Origin of the sequence: Cytobacillus sp. T106 (assembly GCF_040492155.1) — a bacterium.
Classification (GTDB): Bacteria; Bacillota; Bacilli; order Bacillales; family Cytobacillaceae; genus Bacillus_AB; species Bacillus_AB infantis.
The window spans coordinates 807,443-830,789 of the sequence record NZ_JBEUMK010000001.1 but is presented as its reverse complement, the minus strand read 5'-3'; the positions used below and the strand labels follow the sequence as shown (position 1 = coordinate 830,789).

At 46.1% G+C, this 23,347-nt stretch carries 24 protein-coding genes; 8 read left to right on the top strand and 16 right to left on the bottom strand.

Annotated features, from left to right (window positions below):
- The first annotated feature begins 72 nt into the window (after positions 1–72).
- Positions 73–1,071 (top strand): glycerophosphodiester phosphodiesterase, encoded by a 999-nt coding sequence (locus ABU165_RS04195; RefSeq protein ID WP_094767224.1) that lies wholly within the window; start codon positions 73–75, stop codon positions 1,069–1,071.
- Between the two features lie 444 nt (positions 1,072–1,515).
- Here the strand turns inward: ABU165_RS04195 and ABU165_RS04190 are convergent, their stop codons facing one another.
- Positions 1,516–2,286 carry a sporulation protein gene (locus ABU165_RS04190; RefSeq protein WP_094767222.1) on the bottom strand — a complete coding sequence of 257 codons (771 nt, stop codon included), beginning with the start codon at positions 2,284–2,286 and terminating at the stop codon, positions 1,516–1,518.
- Between the two features lie 154 nt (positions 2,287–2,440).
- Here ABU165_RS04190 and ABU165_RS04185 point away from each other — a divergent pair, with 154 nt between their 5' ends.
- Positions 2,441–3,574 carry a DUF2515 domain-containing protein gene (locus tag ABU165_RS04185; protein ID WP_094767221.1) on the top strand — a complete coding sequence of 378 codons (1,134 nt, stop codon included), beginning with the start codon at positions 2,441–2,443 and terminating at the stop codon, positions 3,572–3,574.
- A 76-nt stretch (positions 3,575–3,650) separates the two neighbouring features.
- On the opposite strand, the gene ABU165_RS04180 is transcribed toward ABU165_RS04185, so the two are convergent.
- Positions 3,651–3,821: a YozD family protein gene (locus ABU165_RS04180; protein WP_009795467.1), complete on the bottom strand. Its 171-nt coding sequence runs from the start codon at positions 3,819–3,821 to the stop codon at positions 3,651–3,653.
- 144 nt (positions 3,822–3,965) lie between these two features.
- Between ABU165_RS04180 and ABU165_RS04175 the strand changes: the two genes are divergently transcribed.
- Complete coding sequence (locus ABU165_RS04175; protein WP_022544085.1) at positions 3,966–4,130, top strand: hypothetical protein; 165 nt, start codon at positions 3,966–3,968, stop codon at positions 4,128–4,130.
- Between the two features lie 2 nt (positions 4,131–4,132).
- Here ABU165_RS04175 and ABU165_RS04170 read toward each other — a convergent pair whose 3' ends face one another.
- From ABU165_RS04170 to ABU165_RS04155, 4 genes are all read right to left on the bottom strand, one after another.
- On the bottom strand, positions 4,133–4,828 hold the full coding sequence (locus tag ABU165_RS04170; RefSeq protein WP_022544086.1) for a hypothetical protein: 696 nt from the start codon (positions 4,826–4,828) through the stop codon (positions 4,133–4,135).
- A 152-nt stretch (positions 4,829–4,980) separates the two neighbouring features.
- The gene (locus ABU165_RS04165; protein WP_022544087.1) at positions 4,981–5,208 is read right to left on the bottom strand and encodes a YozE family protein; all 228 of its coding nucleotides are present in this window, start codon (positions 5,206–5,208) and stop codon (positions 4,981–4,983) included.
- A gap of 180 nt (positions 5,209–5,388) precedes the next feature.
- Positions 5,389–5,580, bottom strand: a complete 192-nt coding sequence (locus ABU165_RS04160) for a hypothetical protein (protein ID WP_035403356.1) — start codon at positions 5,578–5,580, stop codon at positions 5,389–5,391.
- Positions 5,581–5,673: 93 nt separating this feature from the next.
- The gene (locus tag ABU165_RS04155; protein WP_276319929.1) at positions 5,674–7,902 is read right to left on the bottom strand and encodes an RNA degradosome polyphosphate kinase; all 2,229 of its coding nucleotides are present in this window, start codon (positions 7,900–7,902) and stop codon (positions 5,674–5,676) included.
- A 284-nt stretch (positions 7,903–8,186) separates the two neighbouring features.
- Here ABU165_RS04155 and ABU165_RS04150 point away from each other — a divergent pair, with 284 nt between their 5' ends.
- Complete coding sequence (locus ABU165_RS04150) at positions 8,187–9,092, top strand: Ppx/GppA phosphatase family protein (RefSeq protein WP_022544088.1); 906 nt, start codon at positions 8,187–8,189, stop codon at positions 9,090–9,092.
- 107 nt (positions 9,093–9,199) lie between these two features.
- Here ABU165_RS04150 and ABU165_RS04145 read toward each other — a convergent pair whose 3' ends face one another.
- The 9 genes from ABU165_RS04145 to ABU165_RS04105 all read right to left on the bottom strand — a co-directional run bounded on the left by ABU165_RS04145 (position 9,200) and on the right by ABU165_RS04105 (position 18,896).
- Positions 9,200–9,475: a YokU family protein gene (locus ABU165_RS04145; RefSeq protein ID WP_009795460.1), complete on the bottom strand. Its 276-nt coding sequence runs from the start codon at positions 9,473–9,475 to the stop codon at positions 9,200–9,202.
- Positions 9,472–10,887, bottom strand: coding sequence for a lysine 2,3-aminomutase (kamA, locus tag ABU165_RS04140; protein ID WP_022544089.1), 1,416 nt, complete (start codon positions 10,885–10,887; stop codon positions 9,472–9,474). Before kamA ends, ABU165_RS04145 begins: the two co-directional genes overlap by 4 nt.
- Before the next feature lie 128 nt (positions 10,888–11,015).
- Positions 11,016–12,398 (bottom strand): sigma-54 interaction domain-containing protein, encoded by a 1,383-nt coding sequence (locus tag ABU165_RS04135; RefSeq protein ID WP_318059480.1) that lies wholly within the window; start codon positions 12,396–12,398, stop codon positions 11,016–11,018.
- A 52-nt stretch (positions 12,399–12,450) separates the two neighbouring features.
- On the bottom strand, positions 12,451–13,317 hold the full coding sequence (gene ablB, locus ABU165_RS04130; RefSeq protein ID WP_318059481.1) for a putative beta-lysine N-acetyltransferase: 867 nt from the start codon (positions 13,315–13,317) through the stop codon (positions 12,451–12,453).
- Positions 13,318–13,391: 74 nt separating this feature from the next.
- Complete coding sequence (locus ABU165_RS04125) at positions 13,392–14,813, bottom strand: aldehyde dehydrogenase family protein (protein WP_129611949.1); 1,422 nt, start codon at positions 14,811–14,813, stop codon at positions 13,392–13,394.
- Between the two features lie 86 nt (positions 14,814–14,899).
- Positions 14,900–16,159, bottom strand: coding sequence for a peptidase (locus ABU165_RS04120; RefSeq protein ID WP_101549761.1), 1,260 nt, complete (start codon positions 16,157–16,159; stop codon positions 14,900–14,902).
- Between the two features lie 21 nt (positions 16,160–16,180).
- On the bottom strand, positions 16,181–16,843 hold the full coding sequence (locus ABU165_RS04115; protein ID WP_009795454.1) for a 3-oxoacid CoA-transferase subunit B: 663 nt from the start codon (positions 16,841–16,843) through the stop codon (positions 16,181–16,183).
- Positions 16,828–17,520, bottom strand: coding sequence for a CoA transferase subunit A (locus ABU165_RS04110; protein ID WP_094767218.1), 693 nt, complete (start codon positions 17,518–17,520; stop codon positions 16,828–16,830). Before ABU165_RS04110 ends, ABU165_RS04115 begins: the two co-directional genes overlap by 16 nt.
- Positions 17,517–18,896, bottom strand: coding sequence for an aspartate aminotransferase family protein (locus ABU165_RS04105; protein WP_129611950.1), 1,380 nt, complete (start codon positions 18,894–18,896; stop codon positions 17,517–17,519). Before ABU165_RS04105 ends, ABU165_RS04110 begins: the two co-directional genes overlap by 4 nt.
- Positions 18,897–19,058: 162 nt before the next feature.
- Between ABU165_RS04105 and ABU165_RS04100 the strand changes: the two genes are divergently transcribed.
- The 3 genes from ABU165_RS04100 (at position 19,059) to ABU165_RS04090 (ending at position 21,715) form a co-directional block, all read left to right on the top strand.
- Positions 19,059–19,319: a YuzF family protein gene (locus ABU165_RS04100; RefSeq protein WP_396349953.1), complete on the top strand. Its 261-nt coding sequence runs from the start codon at positions 19,059–19,061 to the stop codon at positions 19,317–19,319.
- Between the two features lie 138 nt (positions 19,320–19,457).
- Entirely contained in the window at positions 19,458–19,850 is a 393-nt protein-coding gene (locus ABU165_RS04095) for a hypothetical protein (protein WP_022544091.1), read from the top strand.
- Between the two features lie 146 nt (positions 19,851–19,996).
- Positions 19,997–21,715: a methyl-accepting chemotaxis protein gene (locus tag ABU165_RS04090; protein WP_318059482.1), complete on the top strand. Its 1,719-nt coding sequence runs from the start codon at positions 19,997–19,999 to the stop codon at positions 21,713–21,715.
- A gap of 45 nt (positions 21,716–21,760) precedes the next feature.
- Here the strand turns inward: ABU165_RS04090 and ABU165_RS04085 are convergent, their stop codons facing one another.
- Complete coding sequence (locus ABU165_RS04085) at positions 21,761–21,931, bottom strand: YjcZ family sporulation protein (RefSeq protein ID WP_009795448.1); 171 nt, start codon at positions 21,929–21,931, stop codon at positions 21,761–21,763.
- A gap of 273 nt (positions 21,932–22,204) precedes the next feature.
- On the opposite strand from ABU165_RS04085, the gene ABU165_RS04080 reads away from it, so the two are divergent.
- Positions 22,205–23,296: an SGNH/GDSL hydrolase family protein gene (locus tag ABU165_RS04080; protein ID WP_224952013.1), complete on the top strand. Its 1,092-nt coding sequence runs from the start codon at positions 22,205–22,207 to the stop codon at positions 23,294–23,296.
- Positions 23,297–23,347: the final 51 nt, after the last annotated feature.

Genomic DNA, 23,347 nt, shown 5'->3' with positions numbered 1-23,347 from the left:
TCGTAAACCATTTCCGTACAAGCTTGCTTCCGCATATTATATATAAACCAGCCTGCCGAAGGGGGAAATGATATGAGGGGCCATATTGCAATGAAAACTGCCCTTCCAGGAAGAATCTGCTTCTGCTTCTCCCGATTCTGGAACTTTTTATTCATTATTTTCTTTCATCTGCCGGCATCAAGTGCCTTTGAACGGCTTTACCGCAAAGAGTTATGCTTCTATCCTTTTCGTAAAAAAAACACACTTGCAGGATCCCTGCTTCTCGGCATCCTTGTATCCTTCCTGAGCTTTGCATTCCAGCCGCTTGCCCCTTTTCAGTCCATTGCCCACCGGGGCGCTGTCCAAATTGCTCCTGAAAATACGATGGCAGCCTTTGAAAAAGCCTATGAACTAGGTTTTGATTTTATTGAGCTGGATGTATGGCTTAGCAGCGACCATCAGCCAGTGGTCATCCATGATGGAGATGTCGGCAGGACAACAGGAGGAGAAGGACTCGTAACACAGCTGTCTGCCAGCCAGCTGAAGGAGCTTGACGCAGGTTCCTGGTTCAGCGATCAGTATAAAGGTGAAAAAATCCCTCTGCTGAAAGAAGTGGTAAAGCGTTTCGGAGGGAAGATCGGTCTTCTTATCGAAATGAAGGGGGCAGGAAGTGAAGCAAACCTGGCAAAAGAGGTTGCTGTCTTGCTGAACCAAACACTTGAGGAAGGCGTCGATCCTGATCTCTTAATGGTGCAGTCTTTCAATATTGCTGATATCCGGACATTCAGCACCCTTTCCCCGAAAGTTAAGGCAGGAATACTGGTCAGCAAGCCGCTCGATATGTTCCAGCTTGCTTCATACAGAAGTTTTGCCGATTTCTTGTCTGTTCATCATGCATTCTTATCTAAGTCCTTTGTCACACAGGCAAAATCATTTGGGTACAAAGTCAATTCGTGGACGGTCACTCAGGAGCAGCAATTTGCAGCCATGCAGCGCCTGAAGGTCAACGGCATCATTTCTGACCTTTATCCAGACAGTTCCTTACAATACGCCAGCACTTTTGAACGGCTCTTTTCTTTTGTAGACCCATGAGCAGAATTGAAGGTTTTCCTGCATAAAAAAGACGATGGTTTTCCATCGTCAAATACTGCAGGAATATTGTTTAAGTTGCCATCTTTTTTTGATGTTAATAGGGCTGTTGATTTCCGTTCCAGGCACTTCGCTTTCCGCGGGGCGGCGCTGAGCCTCTCTTCGCTTCGCTCATGCGGGTTCTCAGCCCTGCGGCTGCTTCCCGCGGGAAGTTGAATCCTCTTCTCCGAATTGAACATCGAATGAAGAAAATGCACATGCATTTTATGAAGAGTCTGCGTGCCGTGCACTCCAATCAACTGGTTTTTAAACTTTGGTTGTACAAAAGGACTATTTTCGTTTCTAATACCTTTTCAATCTTTTTTTAACGGTATGACGTCAAAAATTCTGGTGACTCATTGTTTCCTTCAATACGGGATAACAGCTCTGATCCCTCTCAGCTCTTCTTCAGCAATACCGTACAATGGTACTTTCCAATTGCTGTCTGATGCCAGCGAGATCATAATCTGAAACTCTCAGCCTCACATTGGTTTCATCCATTTCCAGTGCTTCTGAAAGGAAACCTCCGAGCCCCCTTGCTTTCCTGTCAACCTGCAGCATCAGCTCCATCTGGCCGCCGCCGGCAGGACGGAATACCAGTTCAAGCTCATCAAGCTTGCCCCTGAAGGGCCCTGAAACCGGAACGAACTCAAATTCCTGTATGAATGGAAGCCTGCCGCGCAGCCTGCGTGGCGCTTCTTCACATTCTGCTTCCCGGAGCCTGAAGCCAAGATCGGAAACTGCCTGGAACACACCGTCCATGAGCCTGTTCGGCTTAATGGATATATAATCTTTGTCGCCGGGATCTACCGCATTTTTAATGTCCAGGCCAGTTGAAATCCATACCTTCGTTCTTCCCAATGTCAGAGGTGAATCCTCAGGGATTTGAATAGAGAAAGGAATTTCCCGCGTTTCATTCGGCTGGATCACCAGTGTCTCAGCAATCCTGTATTTATCGATCACACCTGCAGCTGTATATTTCTTATCATCTGCCTCTCTAATATAAGTTGTATTCAGAGCCAGGTAAATCTGGTCGATTTTCTGCTCTGTCTTCCCTCCCCTGATTTCAATAACACCCTTGGCCATTTCACCCGGATAAAAGGAGTCCCGCTCCAATTTCGTATCAACAGAAGCAGAACCTACACCTACACTTGCCAGCACTTTGTTAAAGAATGACATCTTATTTCCCCCTATTTCAATTAGACTGCTGAAGCTGCATACATGAAGCCGAAAGTACTTTAATACATTTAATATAACGATATGCGTTCATTTCAGCCTGATGATTTTTTAATACGTATGGCTGATCATAAAGTTTCATATCCGGGGAGGCAAAATGAAAATATTTGCTGAATTTTATCCTGCATGGCTGAGAAATATGTTGAATCGCCGCAGCGGGCCTGCCATTCCTGAGAAAACTTTGCTTAGCGGACGGGAGATGGCCAGCATTGAACAGGCACTAATCCGCCAGGCCAAAACAGATACGCCGATTTATATTTTGACAGAAAAAGAAAAGAAGGTTGCAGCGGCTATTTCTAGAGAAACGGAAAAATATAACCGCAATAATATTACGAGAACACAAGCCTATCTTTTGTTTTACAGGCGAAACCCCGATCTCCACTGGGCATTCCTTGCCCATATGGTATCAAGGAACGGCGGCTTTTATATGACAGACATAAAGAGCTCTTATCTGGACAGTTTTCTCACGGAAGAAGACCGGGAGCGTTACTTTCTTTTTCTTGAGCGCTGCAATGCTTATATTTTCCAGGATGCGTACCCGCAGCTGCTGCTTTTAGAATACAGCAGGAGAATGGGAATCCCTCTGTTTCACCTGCTCCCCAAATTTCATGTATCAGGCTGGATGAAGCCTTTTTGGGATCATTTTTATGAGCATGGCTCTTCTGCTGTGATTACAGCAGCGATGATCGTGAACGAACAAAAAATGCTGGAAGACAGGGTCATCAGGACTTCAGGTTCCAGCATACTGGATGATCTGCCTTTCCTTCTTCAGGAAAAACTCGGTTTCACAACAGTTGTATTCCCGCTGAAGAAGGCAAATACCTCTGCATTGCTCGGGGTCTCTGTAGTGGATTTCAGATCTGCTGATGCCCGCATAACCACAGGCAAATCTCTATACCAGATCCTTTTCCATAAAAAACACCACAGAAAGATAAAAGAATTCGCCCTGGGAACTCCCCATACTGCTTCACGGTCCGACTATTGGAGCAGCAGATATTCTGCCAGTAAAGAATCCGGAATGCTATACAGTCCTGCCCTGGATCAGGCATGGAAGGACAAGAAGCATTATTTCACCAGGAAAACAGACTGGTTTATAAAAGAGCAGGAAAGCTGCCTCTATCATTTGGATGCCTTGCCGGAAACCAAGGACTATGATTTAACGCGGAAGCTTCTAAAGCAGCATGCCTTACTTTCAGCTGCAGACTTGATTGCCCATCAAGTAATCCCTTAACACCTCTGGATATCGCTGCATAATAAAGAAAACTGGCGCTCTATCCGGCGCCAGCTTCCACTCTTATCGTCATCTATTATTCTTCAATTTCCTCATCAATGATGCACTTATCCAGCAAATACTCGAAGGTTATATCCGCCAGATCCTCAAGCTCCATCTCCTCAGGAACGTATCCCCTTTTAACAAGCTCATGAAAGAAAAACTCTGCTATTTCCTCCGTATCTATAAAAACTTCGATTTCTCTCACAGCAACGCCCCCTTTTTCAGAATGTATGATGCTTTTCCTACTTTCATGCACAATATGAGAAAAACTTTTATTCTATCACCTGTGAGCATATCTCCCAGGGACAAGCCATACAATGTTATATCAGAAAGTCGGGAGGCGGATGGCATGAATAGGCTCAGAACGTTTGTGGATGATGTAAAAGAAGATGTTAACCAGGAAAACAGCATGATTGTAAATCTCTTTGAAAAAATACTCTCATCTATGTTCCTGATCCTTCTGGCAGGAGGGCTTCCCTATCTTGCTTATTTATACCTCGCTTCCGGCTTGTAGTGCTAGGCATGCTTTTTTCCGTCAGCACCGGTCAGATGCTTAAGCTTCCGCAAGATCACCTGCATGATATGCCTGTATTCATCGTCGCCGAACAGCTGGAAGAGGATCCGGTAATCATTGTAAATATCAAGCAGGCCATCAATCATTTGCTTTTTCTCTTTGCGGCTTTCCAGGAACTCTTTTTCCATCTGTTTCACAGAACCCTGCTGCTTCTTCAGATTAACAGGCTTCTGCTGCTTGTTGATTAGATAAAGGAGCCCAAGCTTCTGGATGAAAGTGTCGGCGCTTTCTGCATCCGCAAGCAGGGTCAGCTCTTCTTCCCCGGCCTCCAGCCATTCGCCGTCATTGATCCTGGAAAGCTCATAAATGACATCCTCCCAGGCATCCTCCTTATAGCGCCAGATTTCAGTCCGGAACCCCACCACCTTAAACAGGTCTGAACCATAGCCTTTCACCTGCACCAGATCGCCGAACAAAAATTTATATTCAATATCTATATGCTCTTTCTCCATTATATTTCCTTCATACTCAGAAAGCATCTGAAGGCTGGATTCCATAAACAGGCCCTCGCTTTTATTCACTTCATATACATGCATTCCGTCCAGCCATTTAACATCTGTTATTTTGCCGACTGTTCCATACATCGTGATCACGACTGTATCACCGATATTAAATCTTGGCTTTTTCTTCTTTTCCATATCCTCCATCCTCTCAATGATCGTCGTGAGTATTAATTACGATATCATATGCAGGAAGAAGATATTCGGTCCCAAAATTGCCCATATGCCGCCAAGTTCAAAAATAAGAAAAGGAGCCGCTTATCAAGCAGCCCCTTGCAGTAAGAATAAACTTATCTCTTTGTTTCGGACACCAGATAAAGCTCCCAGGCTTCATCAAAGATGGCCATGCTGTCCAGATAGTGGCCATTCATTTCCAGATAGCTGCTGAGTTCATCATAATCAAATGATGTCTTTGGGAAGCTATGGTCTTCAAACGCGGAATTGGCAAAAGAGCTGATGCTGTCCTTTGGCTCAGGATGACGGTATTTCATCAGGAAATGATAAAAGGATTTCGACATGGTACTCCCTTTCTTCTCTGGTATAATAAGCGCCGGCTGAACAGCCGCACGCAATTTCAACATTTATACCGTCTACTATAAAGGATGCCTGCCGGTTCGTCCACAAAGACAGACTTGCTTACAGGATAGATGTTGCCCAAGTGCCAAAAAGGCCGGGCCCCCGTAAGACAATCTCGCTATTCACTCCCATCTGCCCGCCTTTGCCATTTCAACCAGTGCAAAAATGATATTGAACATCAGGACAGCCACTGCTGCAGGTACGGCATGAAGCCAGCTTTTCCCGTACTTCACTTTTATGACTGCTGTGAAATAACCGCAAATGAAAAGGACAGACATGGAAGACACAAGCATAATCAGCAAAGCATAACGCATAAAAATCCCCCCGCTGAAAGTTTTTTCCATCTTTATTATAGGACCCTGAGGGGGAAACGACTGCCTTATTCATGTATGAATGGTGAATCTTTTCTATCTGTTAAGCAATGGAATAAACTCCTTCAGCTTCAGTAAGTAAGATTCTGCAAGTGAAGCCGGTCGTGGACGATGTGCAGGTGGATAGCTGTCTGCAGTCTTCGACGAAAGCTTAAACTGGACAGCTTCTTCACATAACAGCTGCTGGCTGTTTATACGGTTTTCGCCGCTTTTCCGGTCCACATAGCGATAACGGCCATCATGGTCCTGTTCCCTTGCTTTGCAATTATCTTTCAGCATAACCTCAAGTACACTATAAATCCTTGCTTTAAGCCGCTCCTCCAGAATGGGAAAAAGAATCTCAACACGGTTTTCCATATTACGGGTCATCCAGTCTGCCGAAGAAAGGTAAACCCTTTTAGCTTGCTGATGATTGAAATAAAAGATTCTGGTGTGTTCAAGGAATGTACCCACAATGCTAAGGACCTTGATGTTTTCACTGACACCCGCAATGCCGGGCCTTAAGCAGCAGACCCCCCTGATGATAAGATCTATCTTAACCCCGGCTATCGAGGCTTCATACAATTTTTTAATGATTTTCTTGTCAGTCAGAGAATTCATTTTTGCTATGATTCTTCCATTCTGATAGTTCCTGTGAAATTCTATCTCCTGATCAATGAGCCTGATGAAAGTATCTCTGATGCCGAAAGGTGAAACAGATAACTGTTGATAGGATGGCCTCTCCATATAGCCGCTCAGATAATTGAAAAAGTTAATAGCATCTTCTCCAAGCTGATGATTGCAAGTAAGCAGCCCCATGTCTGTATAAATCCTTGCGGTCGCATCATTATAGTTTCCTGTCCCCAAATGGACATATCTCTGGATATTTCCTTTTTCCCTTCGGATTACCAATGTAATTTTGCTGTGCGTTTTCAGAAGTGTCATGCCATAAATGACATGACAGCCTGCCTGTTCCAGCTCCTTTGCCCACTGGACATTATTTTCTTCGTCAAAGCGGGCCTTCAGCTCCACAAGCACCGTCACCTGCTTCCCATTTTCGGCCGCACGCTTCAGGCTTTCAATGATCGGTGAATCTCCGCTGACACGATAAAGAGTCTGCTTAATTGCCAGTACATCTTTATCATCTGCGGCTTCCCTCATGAAATCTACCACAGGTTCAAAAGATTCATAAGGATGATGCAGCAGAGCATCCCTTTTCCGGATTTTCTCAAATATTCCACCCTCACCCTCTAAATCCTGCGGAGGCTGGGGAATAAAGGACTGCGCCGCCAAATGCTCATGGCTTGCCTGGATTTTTTTACAAAATGAAAAAAGAAAAGTCAGATCCAGGGGGGCTTCGACAGGATAGATATCCTTCCCGTGTATTTCCAGCTCTTTCCTTAGGAATTCAATGACCTGACTGCTGTTTTCAGCCTGCTGATATTCCAGCCGGACCGCTGCACCTCTTTTCCGTTTCTTAAGCTCTTCTTCAATTTCCTGCAGCAGGTCTTCCGCTTCGTCTTCATGAATGGCGAGATCGGCATTGCGGGTAATTCTGAATGGAGTGGCAGAGCGCACTTTATATCCCGTAAACAGTTTGTGGATGCAATAAATAATAACCTCTTCCAAGAGCACAAACTTCCTGGCCTGCCCTTTCTGAGGCAGCTCCACCAGGCGGTCGATTACAGACGGTACCTGTACGATGACCAGATTTCCATCCAGGCTCAGATGCTTCTTTTTATCCGGCGATTTTTCTTCTATGATCACAGCTAAATTCAATGATTTGTTTAACAGCATCGGGAAAGGGCGGTAAGCATCTATCGCCATGGGAGTCAGAACAGGATAAACATATGCCTCAAAGAAGTTTTCAAGAAAAGCCAAGTCCTTTGATGGGACATCTTTAATTCTGGATATTTCTATCTGTTCTTTTGTTAAAAGGGGAGTAAGCTCATTACAATATATTTCATCTTGCTTTTTAACAAGGGTATGTGTTTTTTCAGAAATGGCGCTCAGCTGTTCTTTTGGGGTCAGCCCAGCTTTGTTTTCGGGTTTATTGAAACCGGCTTTTACCTGATCCAGCAGACCAGCTACCCTGACCATGAAAAACTCATCCAGATTTGAGCTGAATATAGAAAGGAATTTATATCGTTCCAATAACGCATTTTGATTATCTTCTGCTTCTTCCAGCACTCTATTATTAAAATCCAGCCAGCTCAGCTCGCGATTATTGTAATAGGAAGGATTATCCAAATTAGAAATATCAGGTTTCTCATGGTTTATGCACATGGTTCTACATCCCCTTCTGCAATCTTCGACAAGGATAAAATTAGCAAATAAGGATGTAAATAACTAGAGTGATAGTGTTAAGTTTTGTAAATTATACATTCATGCTTTCACATTTAATGTCTCAAGATAGGCTGCGTCTTAAATATCCTGGTTTTAAAGACTACACTCTGCCTTTTGCTGTTTAAGCTACTGCAGTACTGTATATTTACAATAGCTTTACATTCGACTTAAGTGTTTTCATATAAAATTGAATGTATAAAAGTCATCAAAGGAGTGTCCTTTTTTTGAACAACCAGACAATAGCCCTGATCGATTTAGGGTCCAATTCCATTCAAATGGCCATTTACAATGTCAATGAGGATCTTCGGATATTTCATGAAGTAGAGCGGGTCAAGGTCGCAGCAAGGCTTATCAATCATTTAAATGAGCAGGGCTTTTTGACAGAGGAAGGCATCCAGCTTATCATCACCATCTTTAAGGAATTCCAGAAGAGAGCTGAAAAATACGGGACAGGTCGCATCACCGGCTATGCTACTGCTGTTATCCGCAATTCACTTAATCAAGAAGAGATTCTGGCTGAAATCGCTGCCCGGACGGACATTGCCATTTCTGTGATAAGCGGATATGAAGAAGCCCGCTACGGCTATCTAGGTGTGGTTAATTCAATGAATGCGGTTGAGGGGATCACTCTTGATATCGGCGGCGGAAGCACGGAAATTACCCTTTTCAGAAACAGGGAAATGGTTCATTATCACAGTTTTCAGTTTGGTGCTGTCAATCTTCATGAAGCCTATACTAAGGGAAAAAGAGTGACTGAGAATCAATTAACTCAATTGCGCCGCTATATTTTGGACAGCATCCAGACCCTTCCCTGGCTGAAAAACGCCGGCCTCCCCATTATCGGAATCGGCGGAAGCGCAAAAAACCTGTCCAGAATACATAACGCGAAATTTGGAGGTGCTGAATTGAAGCTCCATGAAATCAGCAGCATCTTCTCTGAGCTTTCCTCCTTGAATGTAGATGAGCGTTCAAAAGTAAAGGGGTTGTCCAAAAAAAGAAGAGATATCATTCTCCCAGCCATTGGGATTGTAAGCCAGATGATGGAAACTGTCCGGTCTCCCCATTTCGTTTATTGCGATAAAACGGTCAGGGACGGGATCATGTACAAAATGCTTGAAGAAAAGCAATAAACAGCTGCAGGCATTTCAATAACAGCAAAGGCCACCGTTTCGCTGCTTTAACAAAAGCAATTCTAAAGTCCAAAAGGCCCGGTCATCCCGGGCCTTTTCCTCTCTTCTTAATCAAATTTGAAATAATTTCTTTTAAGAAACCTCGGTTTAGCCATCAATTCTTCAAAAGTAAGCGATTTTTCAAGCTTTTTAGTATCTATTAAAAAGAGCTGGTCCTCGATCTCCTCTATGATCTTTTCTTCGTGATATACCATTCCGCACCCACTGCAGACAATGCAGGGTGTTTCTCTTATCTCAATCCCTTTTGTTCCATCAGGCAGTTCCCAAAAGACCGAAGCTGTCTGCCTTGCCGTTTCATCAGATGAGCACCAATCACAATTCATGATGGTTCCTCTCCCTTCTCCTGCTGTCCCCACTTCTTCATCTGCGCTTCAAATTTCTTATCTTTTAATTCATCGCGCTTTTCCCGTTTATCCTTGAGGGAATGGTGCCCCGGATCCTGCTGGTACTCTTCCCTGCGGTCCAGCCTCCTCAGGCCTTCAGGAACAAGATTGAACTGTGAATCATTCATGAGTGCCGATATTCCTGTATGGCTATTCTTCTGGTCCATATCAGGATAAATTCTTTTAAAATAGTCCTCTGCTCTGCCCGGGACATAATTCTCGGGCTCAGGATAAGTGGTTATGACTCCCTCAAAATTGCGGAGCACTGTCTTTTCAGCGCTTTGGGATATCAAATAATTCGGCTGCAGTGCAATCTTCCCGCCGCCCCCAGGTGCATCGACCACAAAAGTAGGTACAGCATAGCCAGATGTATGCCCCCTCAGTCCTTCTATAATCTCCAGTCCTTTTGAAACAGGCGCCCTGAAATGGCCGATGCCTTCTGATAAATCGCACTGATAGATATAGTAAGGACGCACCCTGATCTTAACAAGGTCGTGCATCAGTTTTTTCATGATCGGGACACTGTCATTGATGCCCGCCAGAATGACTGCCTGGTTGCCGACAGGCACTCCCGCATCGGCGAGCATTTCGCAGGCCTTTTTAGCTTCTTCGGTAATTTCAATGCTCGTATTGAAGTGAGTGTTCAGCCAGATCGGATGGTATTTCTTTAAGATATTGCACAGATTCTCTGTTATTCTTTGGGGAAAAACGACCGGAGCCCTGGTACCGATCCTGATGATTTCCACATGATCGATTTCCCTCAGGTTTTTCAATATATATTCCAGGATTTTATCATTGATTAACAGTCCATCTCCTCCTGAGATGAGCACATCTCGGACTTCAGGTGTGTTCCTGATATAAGCTATCGCATCGTCCAGCTGCTTTTTAGGAACACCCATGCCGATCTGGCCGGAAAACCTTCGCCTTGTACAATAGCGGCAGTACATGGAGCATTGATTGGTGACAAGGAACAGCACCCGGTCAGGATAGCGGTGCGTCAATCCGGGCACAGGTGAATCTTCGTCTTCATGGAGGGGGTCTTCCAGGTCATATTTTGTTTTATGGATTTCCTGAGAAATCGGGACAGACTGCATCCTGACAGGACAGCGGGGATCATCCGGATTCATCAGGGATGCATAATATGGTGTAATATTCAATGGGATTGTTTTAGTGGAAATCTTTACGCCCTCTTCTTCCTCGGGCGTCAGATTGATGACTTTTTTCAAATCCTCCAGGTTTCTTATCGTGTTGGTGAGCTGCCAAAGCCAGTCATTCCATTGCTCTTCTGTTACATCCTTCCAAAGCTCTATATCCTTCCAATGGCGTTCTGCTTTATATAAGTCCAGCTTCATTTTCAATTCCTCCCAGCTAATGGTAAAGTTTGCAGCTTCCTTATACTGTATTACATGCAATTTCCATGCCAGTTGTTAATCCTTATGCACAGCAGCACGAGCGGGAGAACAATAAAAAGAAATGCCGGTTATTCGGCATTTCCCAGTTGATGCTTATGAAGCTTATATTGAAGCGTCTGCCTCGGGATATTCAGGAGCCTGGCAGCCTGCAGGATATTCCCTCCTGTCCCGGCTATTGCAGCCTCAATGATCTCTTTTTCTGCTGCCTGCACACGCTCTTTTAAGGATAATGCCACTGTCCTGCTTCCGCTTTTGCTCCTCATCTGTTTCAGCATGGCTGGCAGATCCTCTTCAGTAAGCTCGCTTCCCTTAGAAACATTGACCATATACTCAATCGTATGCTTTAATTCTCTTACATTTCCCGGCCAGTGGTAGCTGCTGAAGAACTTTGCTGCTGTACTGCCGATCACTTTTACATTTTTCCCGAGCTTACGGTTAAAGGAATTAAGGAAATGGGACGCCAAAAGCCCGATATCTTCAGGCCTCTTTCGCAGAGGGATCAGTTCGAATGTAAACACATTGAGCCTGTAGTAAAGGTCATGCCGGAGGATCCCCTGCTCCATAGCCTCATGCGGGTGTATATTCATGGCCGCGATGATCCGGACATCAGTGGCTATGTTTCTGGATCCGCCGACACGCCGGACAGCACCGTCCTCAAGCACCCTCAAAAGCTTTGCCTGCAGCAGCGCCGGCATTGTATGGAGTTCATCGAGGAACAGCGTCCCCCCATCTGCCAGTTCAAACAGCCCGGGTCTTTCAACGGCTCCCGTATAACTCCCTTTCGCTGTACCGAAAAGGATTCCTTCAAGGAGCGTCTCAGGGATAGCAGCACAATTCTGTGCTATGAATGGTTTCTCCCTTCTGGCTGATGCATGGTGGATTCCCTGGACAAACAGCTCCTTGCCGCATCCGCTTTCCCCAAATACGAGGATGGGAGAAGAAGAGGCAGCAAGCTTTAAGGCTTCCATTTTCAGCTCTTTGAAGAGCCCATTTCCAGTCAGCAGATCATCCAGGGTATATACTGTGCTTCCTGCCGGCCGCAGGTTTTTTTCACTTGGCACGCTTGCTTTCTGAAGATCCAGGAGCCTTTCGGACAATATCTTCAGCCGGGAATAATCTTTAGCAATTTCCACAGCCCCTACTAGCTCTCCTTCCACAAAAATGGGAAGCGTGGTGTTCAGTGTTTCAATCCTCTTGCCATGGAGGTTGATATAGCTTTGGGACTGATCGTATATCGGCTGTTTTGTTTTCATTACCTGGAGCAGGGTGCTTGACTTCAAGCTCAGAGATGGAAAGCTTTCAAGCAGCGGCTTTCCAAGCACCTCATCCATACCCATGCCATCATGCAAAGCAGCAACTTCATTATAAAAAATAGTAATCCCGTTTATATCCACAGCATGAATGCCTTCGTCAATCCCCTTCAAAATCGCTGTAAGCACTTGTTCTTTCATACGTCCAACCCCCTTATTCATCTATATGAAAAGGTGCCGGAAAATTGTCAGTCTAGTGCCGGATTTTTGGCATCATGGCAAGATTTTTCACCCAGATATTCATATCCTCAAGCTTATCAAAGATATAGCAATTATTGGCCAGCCTGCCCCTGTAGCTGTACCCAAGCTGATGAAGAGCTGCATTCATTCCATATGAAAGGCTTCTGGCGATGGAATAAGCGCAAAAGATTCCCTGGCAGGCCAGCTCTTCCTCAAGTTTGCCAATCAGTATTTTCATCAATCCATGCTTTCGGAATTCAGGCAATGTGGCACAGTCTGTCAATTCTGCATTTCGGTAGAAAGAATTGATTTCTGCGGAGGCAGCGCTCACGATTTTCCCCTCGTGTTTCACTCCCAGGAACATTGTGCCGTTTTCCATCGACTTTTCGATATACCGGGGGTCATCCATGGGAACGGGGTAAATTTGAAATACCGACTTATACAGCTCAGCCAGTTCACGGGCATCTGCCGGCTTGAAGCGTACAAGCCGGAATGGAGGCTGAAGACTGGAATCATTGCCGGTTCTTTCGAGGCTGCGCACTTTCTCTGCGACCTCATCCTCATCAGCCCAGTGCGGATTGTTTCTCCTGCTGCTCTTATAATACTTGGACATGAAAAAAGCGTCAGAGCCTAAAAAATAGCCGTCGATCTTGCCTTCAGCCTGGAAGCCGTTCTCCAGATAAAAATCTGTCTCCTCTGCCCTGGCTTTAATTATCATTTTTTCTGCCTGGATCTCCTCTCTTAAACCGTATGCGAACGAAAGCGCACTTTTACGGTTTCCAAGGCAGTCATCCACTCTGATTCTCTTATTATACGGGTCAATGAAAACCTCGAGAGAAAAGTTGTCCTGCCTGATAATTCTTACTGATGACTGCTCCATATTCCTCCTCCTTTACAGAAAGGGGACCCTCTGACCGAGCGCCCCTTTTCTTAACAGCCGTCCATGTTTGACGGTTATTCATATTTAATGCTGACAAGCTTAAGCTCTGTCATTTCTTCGACTGCATATTTAATTCCTTCCCGGCCGGTCCCGCTCAGTTTGACGCCGCCGTATGGCATATGATCCACACGGAAGGTTGGAAAATCATTGATCATCACGCCGCCGACTTCAAGCTCGCGTGCGGCCTTCAGCGCTGCATTGATATCCTTTGTGAAAATGCCTGCTTGGAGCCCATACTGGGAATCATTCACATAACCGATCGCTTCATCTATACCTGAGAAGCGGTTAATATGGACAACAGGGGCAAATGCCTCTTCACAGGAGATTTTCTGTTCTTTATCAACGTCCAGCAGAACTGTCGGCTGGAAAACAGAACCTTCCCCGCTTCCGCCGAGAGCTAGCTTTGCTCCCCCGTCCACAGCGGTTTTCACCCACGATTCTGCCCGTTCTGCATCATCGAGGGAGATCATGGCAGATACATCGGTCGTCTCATCAAGCGGGTCCCCTGCCTGGAGTCTGCCTGCTTCATGGACAAACCTTTCAGTAAATTCTTCAAAAATGGCCTCATGGACATAGATCCGCTGCACAGAAATGCAGACCTGGCCCTGAAAGGCATACGCTCCTGATACAATTCGCGGGACTGCCTTATCAAGGTCGGTATCTTTATCCACAATGACGGCTGAATTTGAACCCAGCTCGAGGGTCACCTTTTTCAGCCCGGCGTTTTCCCTGATATAAGTGCCTACTTCAGGGCTTCCCGTAAAAGTGATCATCTTGATCCTCTTGTCTGAGAGGAAGCTGTCGCCGATCGTTTTTCCGCTGCCGGAAATTACATTCAGTCCACCTGCAGGCAGCCCTGCACGATGGAAAATATCAGCAATCTTATACGCGCTTAAAGGCGTCTGGCTCGCCGGCTTCAGGACAACTGTGTTGCCAGCCGCAATCGCCGGTCCGACTTTATGGGCAACAAGATTCATCGGGAAATTGAAGGGTGTAATCGCACCAATGACCCCCAGCGGCTCTTTTACCGTGTAGGCGAGCCTCCCCTCACCTCCAGGCGCCGCATCCATCGGGATGGTTTCACCGTACAGCCTTCTGGCTTCCTGTGCTGCAAATGCATATGTTGTGATAGTCCTTTCCACCTCTGTCCGTGCTGCTTTTATCGGCTTCGCGGCCTCCCGCGAAATAATCCTTGCACACTCTTCTTTTTCATCCTTGAGTATTTGGACTGCATTCTCAAGAATTTCAGCCCTTTTATGCGCAGGCATTGCGGCCATCAATTTTGATGCTTTCTCTGCAGAAGCAATGGCTGCCTCTATTTCTTCGCTTCCAGCCGCCGCCACATCTGCCAGCTTCTCCTGATTATAAGGGCTTCTAAGCTCCCTGTATTCACTTCCCGGTTCAAAACTGCCATTGATCCATAAATCCTGCTTCATATCATTACCTCCTAAAGACAATGTAGCTTAAGTATAAATTCTTGAGCTGAAAAATCCCATCAATCGGCTTCCTCTGTAGACTAATGTCAGCTGCACCACTCCATGATGCACTCGGCAATGATCTCCGCAGCATTGAACATATCATCCAGGGAGATGGATTCATCCGCATCATGGGCTGCCTCTGTAGTTCCCGGACCGAATACGATAACAGGCGTCCCGCCGGCCCCGGAAAGGATCCCGCCGTCTGTACCCCATGGAGATGCTTCTATTTTGGGCTTCTCCCCTGCCACTTTTTCAAAACTGGCTGACAGCACGCTCATCAGGGGATGGCCAATGTCCAGATTCCCAGGCTGCCATCTTCCTCCAAACCACTCGACCTTGCAGGGATTTTCAATGAACCAGCCATCTTTTTCAGATAAGGAGTTTAATACCGTTTCCAGCTCTTTTTCTGCCATCTTCATATCTTCTTCAGGAGCAACCCCTATCCTTCCCTCAATGACGGCGGTATCCGGTACAGAGGATGGCCACTCCCCGCTCGTGATTTTTCCGATATTGATCGGAATCGGGATAGGTATTCCCTTGTATAAAGGATCTGCAACCCGCTCATTTCTCGTTTTCTCGAGTTCCTGGAGAGAAGCTATCACTGCAATGGCCTTTTCAATCGCACTGATACCCTCATAGCGGGTGCCGCCATGTGCAGCACGGCCCTTGACTGTAATCCTGAACCACATAGAGCCCTGCTGCTTTGGAAAAAGCTTCATATTTGTCGGTTCAGGGATGATCGCTCCATCTGCTTTATAACCCCTGATCACAGCGGCAAGCGTCCCGGCCCCTCCGCTTTCTTCTTCTATAACACTCTGAAAAATGACATCTCCCTTCAATTCCTTCCCCGCCGCTATCAAGTACTCAAGCGCCAGCAGCAGGGATACTGTTCCGCCCTTCATGTCGGTCGCCCCCCTGCCATAAAGCCTCCCATCCTTTATTTGTCCGCTGTAGGGGTCATATTTCCAATCATCCCTGCTGCCCTCAGGAACCACATCGATATGGCCATTCAAAATGATGCTCCTGCCTCCACCGGTCCCCTTCCAGACTCCCACTACATTCGGGTTGCCGCTGAAGTCCTTTCTGTCAGAACAGAATAGGGGATGTGCGGGCAGCTCATCTTTGCCGATTTCCCATATATCCAGCTCGAGCCCCATTTCCCGGCACTTCTCAATGATCACAGCCTGGGCACCGGCCTCATTTCCCCTAGTACTTGGTTCCTGGACAAGCCTTTGGAGAAGCCTGATTCCTTTAGACCTGTTTTTGCTCAGCCACTCTTTTACGCTTCCATCACTCTCACTCAATAAAACCGCCTCCCCCGCCTGCTAAACTATTATTCTCAAATCCTCTGCCACCTGCAGCCTGCAGCCTGTCTTGCTCTTCACTTCCTCTATTGAATAGGGAGCAAACAGCTCCTTCAGGACCATTCCTGTTCCCTTAATTTCAAACACGGCCATTTCAGTTATGACGAGCGATGCACAGGAAGGCGATGTCAGCGGGAGTGTACAATGCTCAAGGATTTTCGGCATGCCATTTTTATCCGTCTGATTCATAACAACAATGACTCTCTTCGCTTTCTGTGCAAGCTCCATCGCCCCTCCCATCCCAGGTACTTTCCTGCCGGGAACGATCCAGTTGGCCAGATCTCCCTTCCCGCTGACCTGCAGTGAGCCGAGAATAGTCAAATCAACCCTCCCGCGCCTGATCATCCCAAAAGCTATGGTACTGTCGCAATATGAAGCCCCCTTAACGCTGGTCACCGGAAAGCCGCCCGCATTGCAGAGATGGGGATCTTCCTGACCCTTAACAGGGCTTGGGCCCATCCCTGTTATGCCGTTTTCTGCATGAAACATAACACTTATGGATTCCGGCAGAAAATCAGGCACAAGGGAAGGAATGCCGATTCCTAAATTGACAATCATTCCGTCTCTGATTTCTTCCGCTGCCCTCCTGGCCATTTTTTTGCGTTTATCTATTCCCATGCCCATTTCCAGTTCACTCCCTTTGAAGGAACAATATAATCCACAAATACTCCTGGCGTCATGACCTCATCCGGATCAATAGCGCCTAAAGGGACGATTTCCTCCACCTCGGCAATCGTCTTATTCCCTGCCATGGCTGCCAGGGGGTTTGTATTCCGTGCACTTTTGTCATATATAAGATTGCCGAACGGATCCGCCTTTTTTGCATACACAATTGAGACGTCAGCTGTGATTGCCGTTTCAATTAGATATTCTGTCCCGCTGATAGTATGAGTTGCCTTCCCTGCTGAAACCATCTCGTTTGATATGCCGATATCTGTCAATATTCCGGCAATGCCGGCACCTCCAGCCCTGATCCTTTCAGCAAGCGTTCCCTGGGGTGAGAACTCCACTTCGAGCTTGCCTTCATTCATCAGGCGGCCAGCCTCCGGGTTGGAGCCTATATGCGAGGCAATCAATTTTTTGACCCTCCCCAATGTAACAAGCCTTCCTGCGCCTATGTGGGGAAATCCGGCATCATTGCAGATAAGGGTGATATTTTTTGTCCCTTTTTCTATCAATTCCTCTATGAGGGTCGGCGGCGTGCCAATTCCTCCGAATCCTCCTGCGATTATGGACAGGCCATCATGAAAATCATTCATTGCCTTTGCTGCAGTCACAATTTTATTAAAGGAGCTGTTCATGAGCCCCCTCCCTTCAGGCTTTCCTGTTCAATGATTCTGTGGAATTCAGACAAAGCCCTGTCTAGGAGTGCTGCCAATTCGTCCAGCTCCTCCATGGTGATGTTCAAAGGAGGTGCAATGATGACCGCATCCCCATGTATGCCATCTATCCCTGAACCGGCGGGGTACAGCAGGATGCCCTGCTCCTGGGCAGCACTGACCAGCTTTTGTCCTGCCATCAGGGACCGGCTGAATGGATCCTTTGACACTTTGTCCTTAACCAGTTCTACACCAAGAAGCAGTCCCTTCCCCCTGATGTCGCCAATGAAGCTGTACTTCTTCTCCAGTCTTCGGAGATGGTCACTCAGGTACTTACCCTTCCTGACCACCTCTGGGATGATTTGCTCTTTTTCCAGATATTCAAGCACTGCCAGAGAAACAGCGCAAGATTGCGGATTGGCGCTCAATGTATGTCCGCTCATGATTGACTTTGTTCCTGCCATAATAGGCTCCATTATTTTGTCGGAGACTACAGCAGCTGCTATCGGTGCATAGCCTGCTCCCATGCCTTTGCCAAAAGCCGCTATATCAGGCTGGATCCCCCAGCTCTCACAGGCGAGCATCGTACCGGTCCGTCCAAATCCTGTCATCACTTCATCGGCTATGAATAAAACATCATGTTTCTCGCAGATTTCTTTTATGACTTTATAGTAGCCGTCTGGAGGGGAAATTGCTCCTCCCGCTGCCCCGATGACCGGCTCTGCAATGAAAGCTGCAATCCGATCGGCTCCAATGCGTTTAATCGCCGTTTCGAGTTCTGCTGCGCACAGATGTCCGCATTGAGGCGCCTCCAGTCCATATGGACAGCGGTAGCAGTATGGCGGATGAACGGAAGGAAAATCCTCCAGGAGAGGGACAAATCTTGCCCTCCTCCCCGGATGGCCTGACATGGAAAGCGCTCCTAATGTGATGCCGTGATAGCTGACCCATCGGGATAAAATTTTTGTCTTTGTTCTTATCCCTTTTTCCTGCCAGTATTGGATGGCTATTTTCATCGCAGTTTCTGTGGCTTCTGAGCCGCTGTTCACAAAAAATGACCAATTCAGATCACCCGGCAAAGTTTCTGCTATTTTCCCGGCAAGGTTCTCAGCTGCTTCGCTGGTGAATTGGGATCTGTATACAAATGAAACCTTTTTAGCCTGTTCCATCATTGCCTGGATCACTTCTTCGTTTCCGTGACCGATGTTCGCTGTCACGGCTCCTGAACAGGCATCCAGATATTTCTTGCCTTCATTGTCATATAAGTAGATGCCTCTGCCCCGTTCAATCGTTGGATAATCGGCATCCAGCATAGGTTTTATCAAAAACGACGGCTGATTCAATGTCGCTTCCCCCATTCACTCACTGGTCTCGCGTGTGCTGCCCCGCTCGCTTCATTATATGAATGTCCACCGGAAATCTTTCTGAATAAATTCCCCGATCACCACTCTCATGCATCATTCCGGGCACCGGATGCCTGGCCAGTGCATATTGTTAACTGAACAGGAGGAGATGTAAAAATGCAGTATCATAGAAACATTCCTGCAGATGTAAATATGATGGGTCAGCAAATGCAGTCGCCCGCCCCCGTTTTTCATTTTGACCCTTATGTTTATCAGACGCTTCAAAGTGTATTGGGCAGGAATCTCGTTGTCGAAACGGTGAAAGATACATTGCGGGGAAGACTGATGGATGTAAAGCCGGATCATATAGCTGTTAAGTCTGGAGATGAAATCTTTTTTATCAGAATTGCACAGATTGTGACAATCATGCCCGATTGAGATGTAAACAGGAAGCCATGTTAAGTGCATGGCTTCTTTATTTATTTTTAATTTCAGGATGGACATGTCATTTAAATTCTCCATCGGGGGTAAGAATAGAAAAAGATTACAGTGTTCAGATACAAAGGAGGAATTGAAATGGGCCTGGAAAAAGTCATGATTGCAGCCAGTTTATTTCTATTCTTGATTGCGGGATGCGGAACACCTTCCTATTACACATATGAGGGGAAAAGCAAGAACTGGGACGGCGAGATGGAAATAAAGGCAGATGAAACAATCAGCGAGGCCACAATCACTCTTAAACTGATGTATGACGGTAAAGAAATCCAGGAAGAAAAAGAGCTTGTCTTTTGGGTTTCACTTCCCGGCCATTCTAAAGCAGCCTATCAAACCGATTTTTCAAGCAAAGAAGAATCATCTGTAGAACATGTTTTTGAACACGTCAAATTCCCTGCTGACATTGAAGAGAATTTTACCGTTCTGATCAATCTGGATGGCAAACAAGAAAGACTTCAGCTCACTATGAAATAAGAGAAAAAAACCTGCTGCAGATTTTTTTCTGAATTTCGCTAATTTTTGCAGAGTCCCCCTCTAAAACCTGCTATAATTTTCTATATTGGCAGTCTTTTGATCTATGAGCCTGAAAAGGTCTTTTTACCTAGAGGGGAGCGTTCATCATGAAAAAAGTGATTTCATATTTTAAAACGATCAGAGGGAAGGTCAATCTATCCTTTGGAATATTGCTGGTCGTCATTGCTGCGCTATCTGCAGGGTCTATTTTTAGCATTCACAATCTGAAAAAAGAAACGAATTATATCATCGGGCATGATATGGAATTCCACAAACAGCTCCAGCAAATGTCCAAAGCCTACTCAGATATTGAAACAGGGGAACGCGGTTTTGTTATCACAGGCTCGGAGTCGTTTCTTGCTTCATATGGAAATGGCAAAAATATGGTTGATAACAATCTGAAGACGCTCAAGGAATTGAGTGCCGGCAGCAAAGCAAGAATGAAAAAGATCACTGAAATTGAAAATACATACAAAGAATGGCTCGTCTGGATTGATACTGTGATTGAAACACGCAGGGATTTTTCAAAAGAAGAGGCTTCCCAGCTTGTTGAATCAGCAAAGGGCAAAGAAACAATGGATAAGCTGAAGAGCCAGATTCAGTCTTTTGAGGAAGATGAGCTGAAGGCTTCTGAAGAAAGGATTGCTCATCTGAACAGCCAGGTGTCAGCTGCACAGACTGGCACCATGGTACTTGCCGTTGCGGCACTTCTGCTTTCGGCACTGTTTGGATTTACTTTATCCAGAAATATTAAACGGAGCTCAAGTGCAATCAGCTTATCCATGATTGAGATCGCCCAGGCTGGCGGAGATCTGACGAAAAGGATCGAGGTAAAGTCCAAAGATGAGCTGGCAAAGCTGGCTTCTGATGCCAATATGCTGATAGAAGGAATTGCGGGGCTGGTAAGGGAAGTATCCTCCCTGGCCGACAATGTTTCATCCAGCAGCCAGGAGCTGTATGCTTCCAGCGAGGAAACATCCAAAACAATTTCACAGATCGCTGCCAGTGCAGGCCAGATAGCCAGCGGTTCAGAAGAAACCAATAGTAAAATGTCTGCTTCCCTTATCGCAATGGAAAAGCTCAATCAGGCATCAGCATCCCTCCAGGAGAGTGCGGATTCGGTCAGTTCAGCTTCTCAATCCATGCAGATGGCTGCAGACGAGGGGCAGCAGAATGTCCAGCTCGCTTCTGACAAAATCAGATTGATTGAAAAGAGGATGCAGCAGAATACAGTGCTGATCGAAGCACTTGGAAGAAAATCGGCTGATATCAATTCCATTATCAGCACAATTTCAGATATCGCCGATCAGACAGGCCTCCTTTCACTCAATGCAGCCATTGAAGCTGCCCGGGCCGGAGAATCAGGCAAAGGATTTGCTGTGGTAGCCGATGAAGTCAGGAAGCTGGCCGAGCAGTCCCAGCAGGCGGGCAAGCAAGTAACGCTTATCGTCGGTTCCATCCAGGAGGAAATCGCAAAGATCATTGCCGGAAATCAGCAAGGTGCAGAGGAAGTAAAACAGGGCGTCATCATTTCCGAGTCAACGAATACTTCGCTTAAGAAAATCAGGGTCAAGGCTGAGGAAACAGCCGGACATATTGAAAAGATGGCTTCTGAGATAACTGCTTCCCGAAGCCTGGCAGAAGAAGTCACAGCCGCATTTGATTCAGTTTCAGCGATTGCCAGGGAAACAGCAGCCAGCACTGACTCTTCCGCTGCTGCAGCTGAGGAAGGTTCTGCTGCAATGTCCCAGATAGCCGGCTCCTCGGAACAGCTGTCAAGGCAGGCAGAGCAGCTGAGGGCTTTGGTCTCTAAATTCAAAATCTGAATATGCGAAAAGAAAAGGATTGCCGCAGAGGCAATCCTTTCCTTTTTACCATTTACCGTAGCAGCTTGCGCCGATGATAATCAACAGAATGAACAGAACAACTATTAACGCAAACCCTGCATAGCCGCCTTGCGCGCCTGCAACCGGATATGCCGGATATCCATATCCTCCGCTATAGCATGGATCGCACCCGTAGCCTGAGTACCCATAATTCATTTCGAATCACTCCTCGTTTTCTCTGTTTCTCTTTCCATACACCATATGTATTAGGTACTTGACCCGTATGTGCATTCGCCCATATTATTCATAAAACTAACTCTCCATGCCCAAACCTGCTTAAAAACTCTTTTAAGATAACATTCATTGAGTTATTATAAAAAGAAAAGTGGAGGGCGCTTGCTCACGTATAAGCATAGGACACACGGGGCCAGCCGGAGCAGGATAGTATGAAAAAGTAAAATCGACCATCAGGGGGAACTTGAGACACCGATGAAGAAGAAAAGAAGATTAATGGCTGTTATCTCACTGATTTTGGCGGCAGTCTCTCTTTGGAGTCTGCAGATTTTCTCAAGGGCGGACGAAGCAGAGGCGACAGTCTATGAAAAATTGGCACAAAATGAAGATATCCGTTATATGATCATCGGAGACAGCATCGGCAGGGGCTCAGGAGCCGAAAAGAAGGAGCTTACCTGGTTTGCCCAGCTTGAGGAGCTGCTAAAGGCAAAGTTCCACAATGATTATAAAAGAGTTTCAGTCGTCCAAAGCGGTGCAACTGCTTTTGAAGGTATATACAAGCTGCAGCATACAGAACATCAGGGAAGCATCGACCTGATTTTTCTTGTATTCGGGGAAAATGACCGCAAGTATATGACAGAACAGGATTTTTCCTATTTTTATGAAATGCTTCTCAGAAAAGCGAAAACGAAATATCCCGCAAGCGAAATAATTACCATTACGGAAAGTCCGCTGGACAACGAACTTTTTACGAATGAAATCAAGAGAATATCGGACCATTATCACGCAAAAAATGTGAATATGAGAGATGTATTTAAAAAGTCAGGTCTCGCAGATGAACAATTGACCAAAGATCTGATCCATCCAAATGGAATAGGCTATAAATTTTATGCTGAAGAGCTTTTTACTGTCATCAGCTCACTTACAGAAGCCAACCCTGCTATTGCTTCACTGGTATCACCCATCCACGATGCTGCCGATTTTTCCATGGACAGAAAAAGCTATGCCCGAAAGATGGAAGGGGATTTCCGGTATCAAAACGGATTTCTGAAAAGCTCAGCGAAGGGCAGTTTCCTGGAATATGAATTTAAAGGCACCTTTGTGGGTGTAAATGTATTGAGGAGTAACGAAGGCGGCATGCTGGATGTCTTTATAGACGGCCAGTATTATACCACCCTTTCCACCTGGTGGCCATTTGAGAGAAAAAGGGCGCTATATGCAGCAAGCGGGCTGCCTGACGGACCGCATACCATTAGATTTGTCGTGAAGGGCGAACAGAGCCTCCAGAGTCTATTGACCTACTCGTCTGTCAGCATATCCTCGATAATCGTGCCGGAAAAACAATAAAGAGCACTGGGCTGCCATGCGGCAGTTTTTTTTTGCGGAGGAAACAATTGT

Bases quoted from the DNA above. Each gene is read 5' to 3' on its own strand.
- ABU165_RS04100 (WP_396349953.1), top strand. From the start codon at position 19,059: ATGCAGTATCATAGAAACATTCCTGCAGATGTAAATATGATGGGTCAG.
- ABU165_RS04115 (WP_009795454.1), bottom strand. From the start codon at position 16,843: ATGGGCATGGGAATAGATAAACGCAAAAAAATGGCCAGGAGGGCAGCG.
- ABU165_RS04135 (WP_318059480.1), bottom strand. From the start codon at position 12,398: ATGAAAGAACAAGTGCTTACAGCGATTTTGAAGGGGATTGACGAAGGC.
- ABU165_RS04195 (WP_094767224.1), top strand. From the start codon at position 73: ATGAGGGGCCATATTGCAATGAAAACTGCCCTTCCAGGAAGAATCTGC.
- kamA (WP_022544089.1), bottom strand. From the start codon at position 10,887: ATGAAGCTGGACTTATATAAAGCAGAACGCCATTGGAAGGATATAGAG.
- ABU165_RS04095 (WP_022544091.1), top strand. From the start codon at position 19,458: ATGGGCCTGGAAAAAGTCATGATTGCAGCCAGTTTATTTCTATTCTTG.
- ABU165_RS04105 (WP_129611950.1), bottom strand. From the start codon at position 18,896: ATGGGGGAAGCGACATTGAATCAGCCGTCGTTTTTGATAAAACCTATG.
- ABU165_RS04185 (WP_094767221.1), top strand. From the start codon at position 2,441: ATGAAAATATTTGCTGAATTTTATCCTGCATGGCTGAGAAATATGTTG.
- ABU165_RS04160 (WP_035403356.1), bottom strand. From the start codon at position 5,580: ATGCGTTATGCTTTGCTGATTATGCTTGTGTCTTCCATGTCTGTCCTT.
- ABU165_RS04110 (WP_094767218.1), bottom strand. From the start codon at position 17,520: ATGAACAGCTCCTTTAATAAAATTGTGACTGCAGCAAAGGCAATGAAT.
- ABU165_RS04170 (WP_022544086.1), bottom strand. From the start codon at position 4,828: ATGGAAAAGAAGAAAAAGCCAAGATTTAATATCGGTGATACAGTCGTG.
- ABU165_RS04165 (WP_022544087.1), bottom strand. From the start codon at position 5,208: ATGTCGAAATCCTTTTATCATTTCCTGATGAAATACCGTCATCCTGAG.
- ABU165_RS04155 (WP_276319929.1), bottom strand. From the start codon at position 7,902: ATGTGCATAAACCATGAGAAACCTGATATTTCTAATTTGGATAATCCT.
- ABU165_RS04175 (WP_022544085.1), top strand. From the start codon at position 3,966: ATGAATAGGCTCAGAACGTTTGTGGATGATGTAAAAGAAGATGTTAAC.
- ABU165_RS04190 (WP_094767222.1), bottom strand. From the start codon at position 2,286: ATGTCATTCTTTAACAAAGTGCTGGCAAGTGTAGGTGTAGGTTCTGCT.
- ABU165_RS04080 (WP_224952013.1), top strand. From the start codon at position 22,205: ATGAAGAAGAAAAGAAGATTAATGGCTGTTATCTCACTGATTTTGGCG.
- ablB (WP_318059481.1), bottom strand. From the start codon at position 13,317: ATGGAGCAGTCATCAGTAAGAATTATCAGGCAGGACAACTTTTCTCTC.
- ABU165_RS04125 (WP_129611949.1), bottom strand. From the start codon at position 14,813: ATGAAGCAGGATTTATGGATCAATGGCAGTTTTGAACCGGGAAGTGAA.
- ABU165_RS04145 (WP_009795460.1), bottom strand. From the start codon at position 9,475: ATGAATTGTGATTGGTGCTCATCTGATGAAACGGCAAGGCAGACAGCT.
- ABU165_RS04085 (WP_009795448.1), bottom strand. From the start codon at position 21,931: ATGAATTATGGGTACTCAGGCTACGGGTGCGATCCATGCTATAGCGGA.
- ABU165_RS04090 (WP_318059482.1), top strand. From the start codon at position 19,997: ATGAAAAAAGTGATTTCATATTTTAAAACGATCAGAGGGAAGGTCAAT.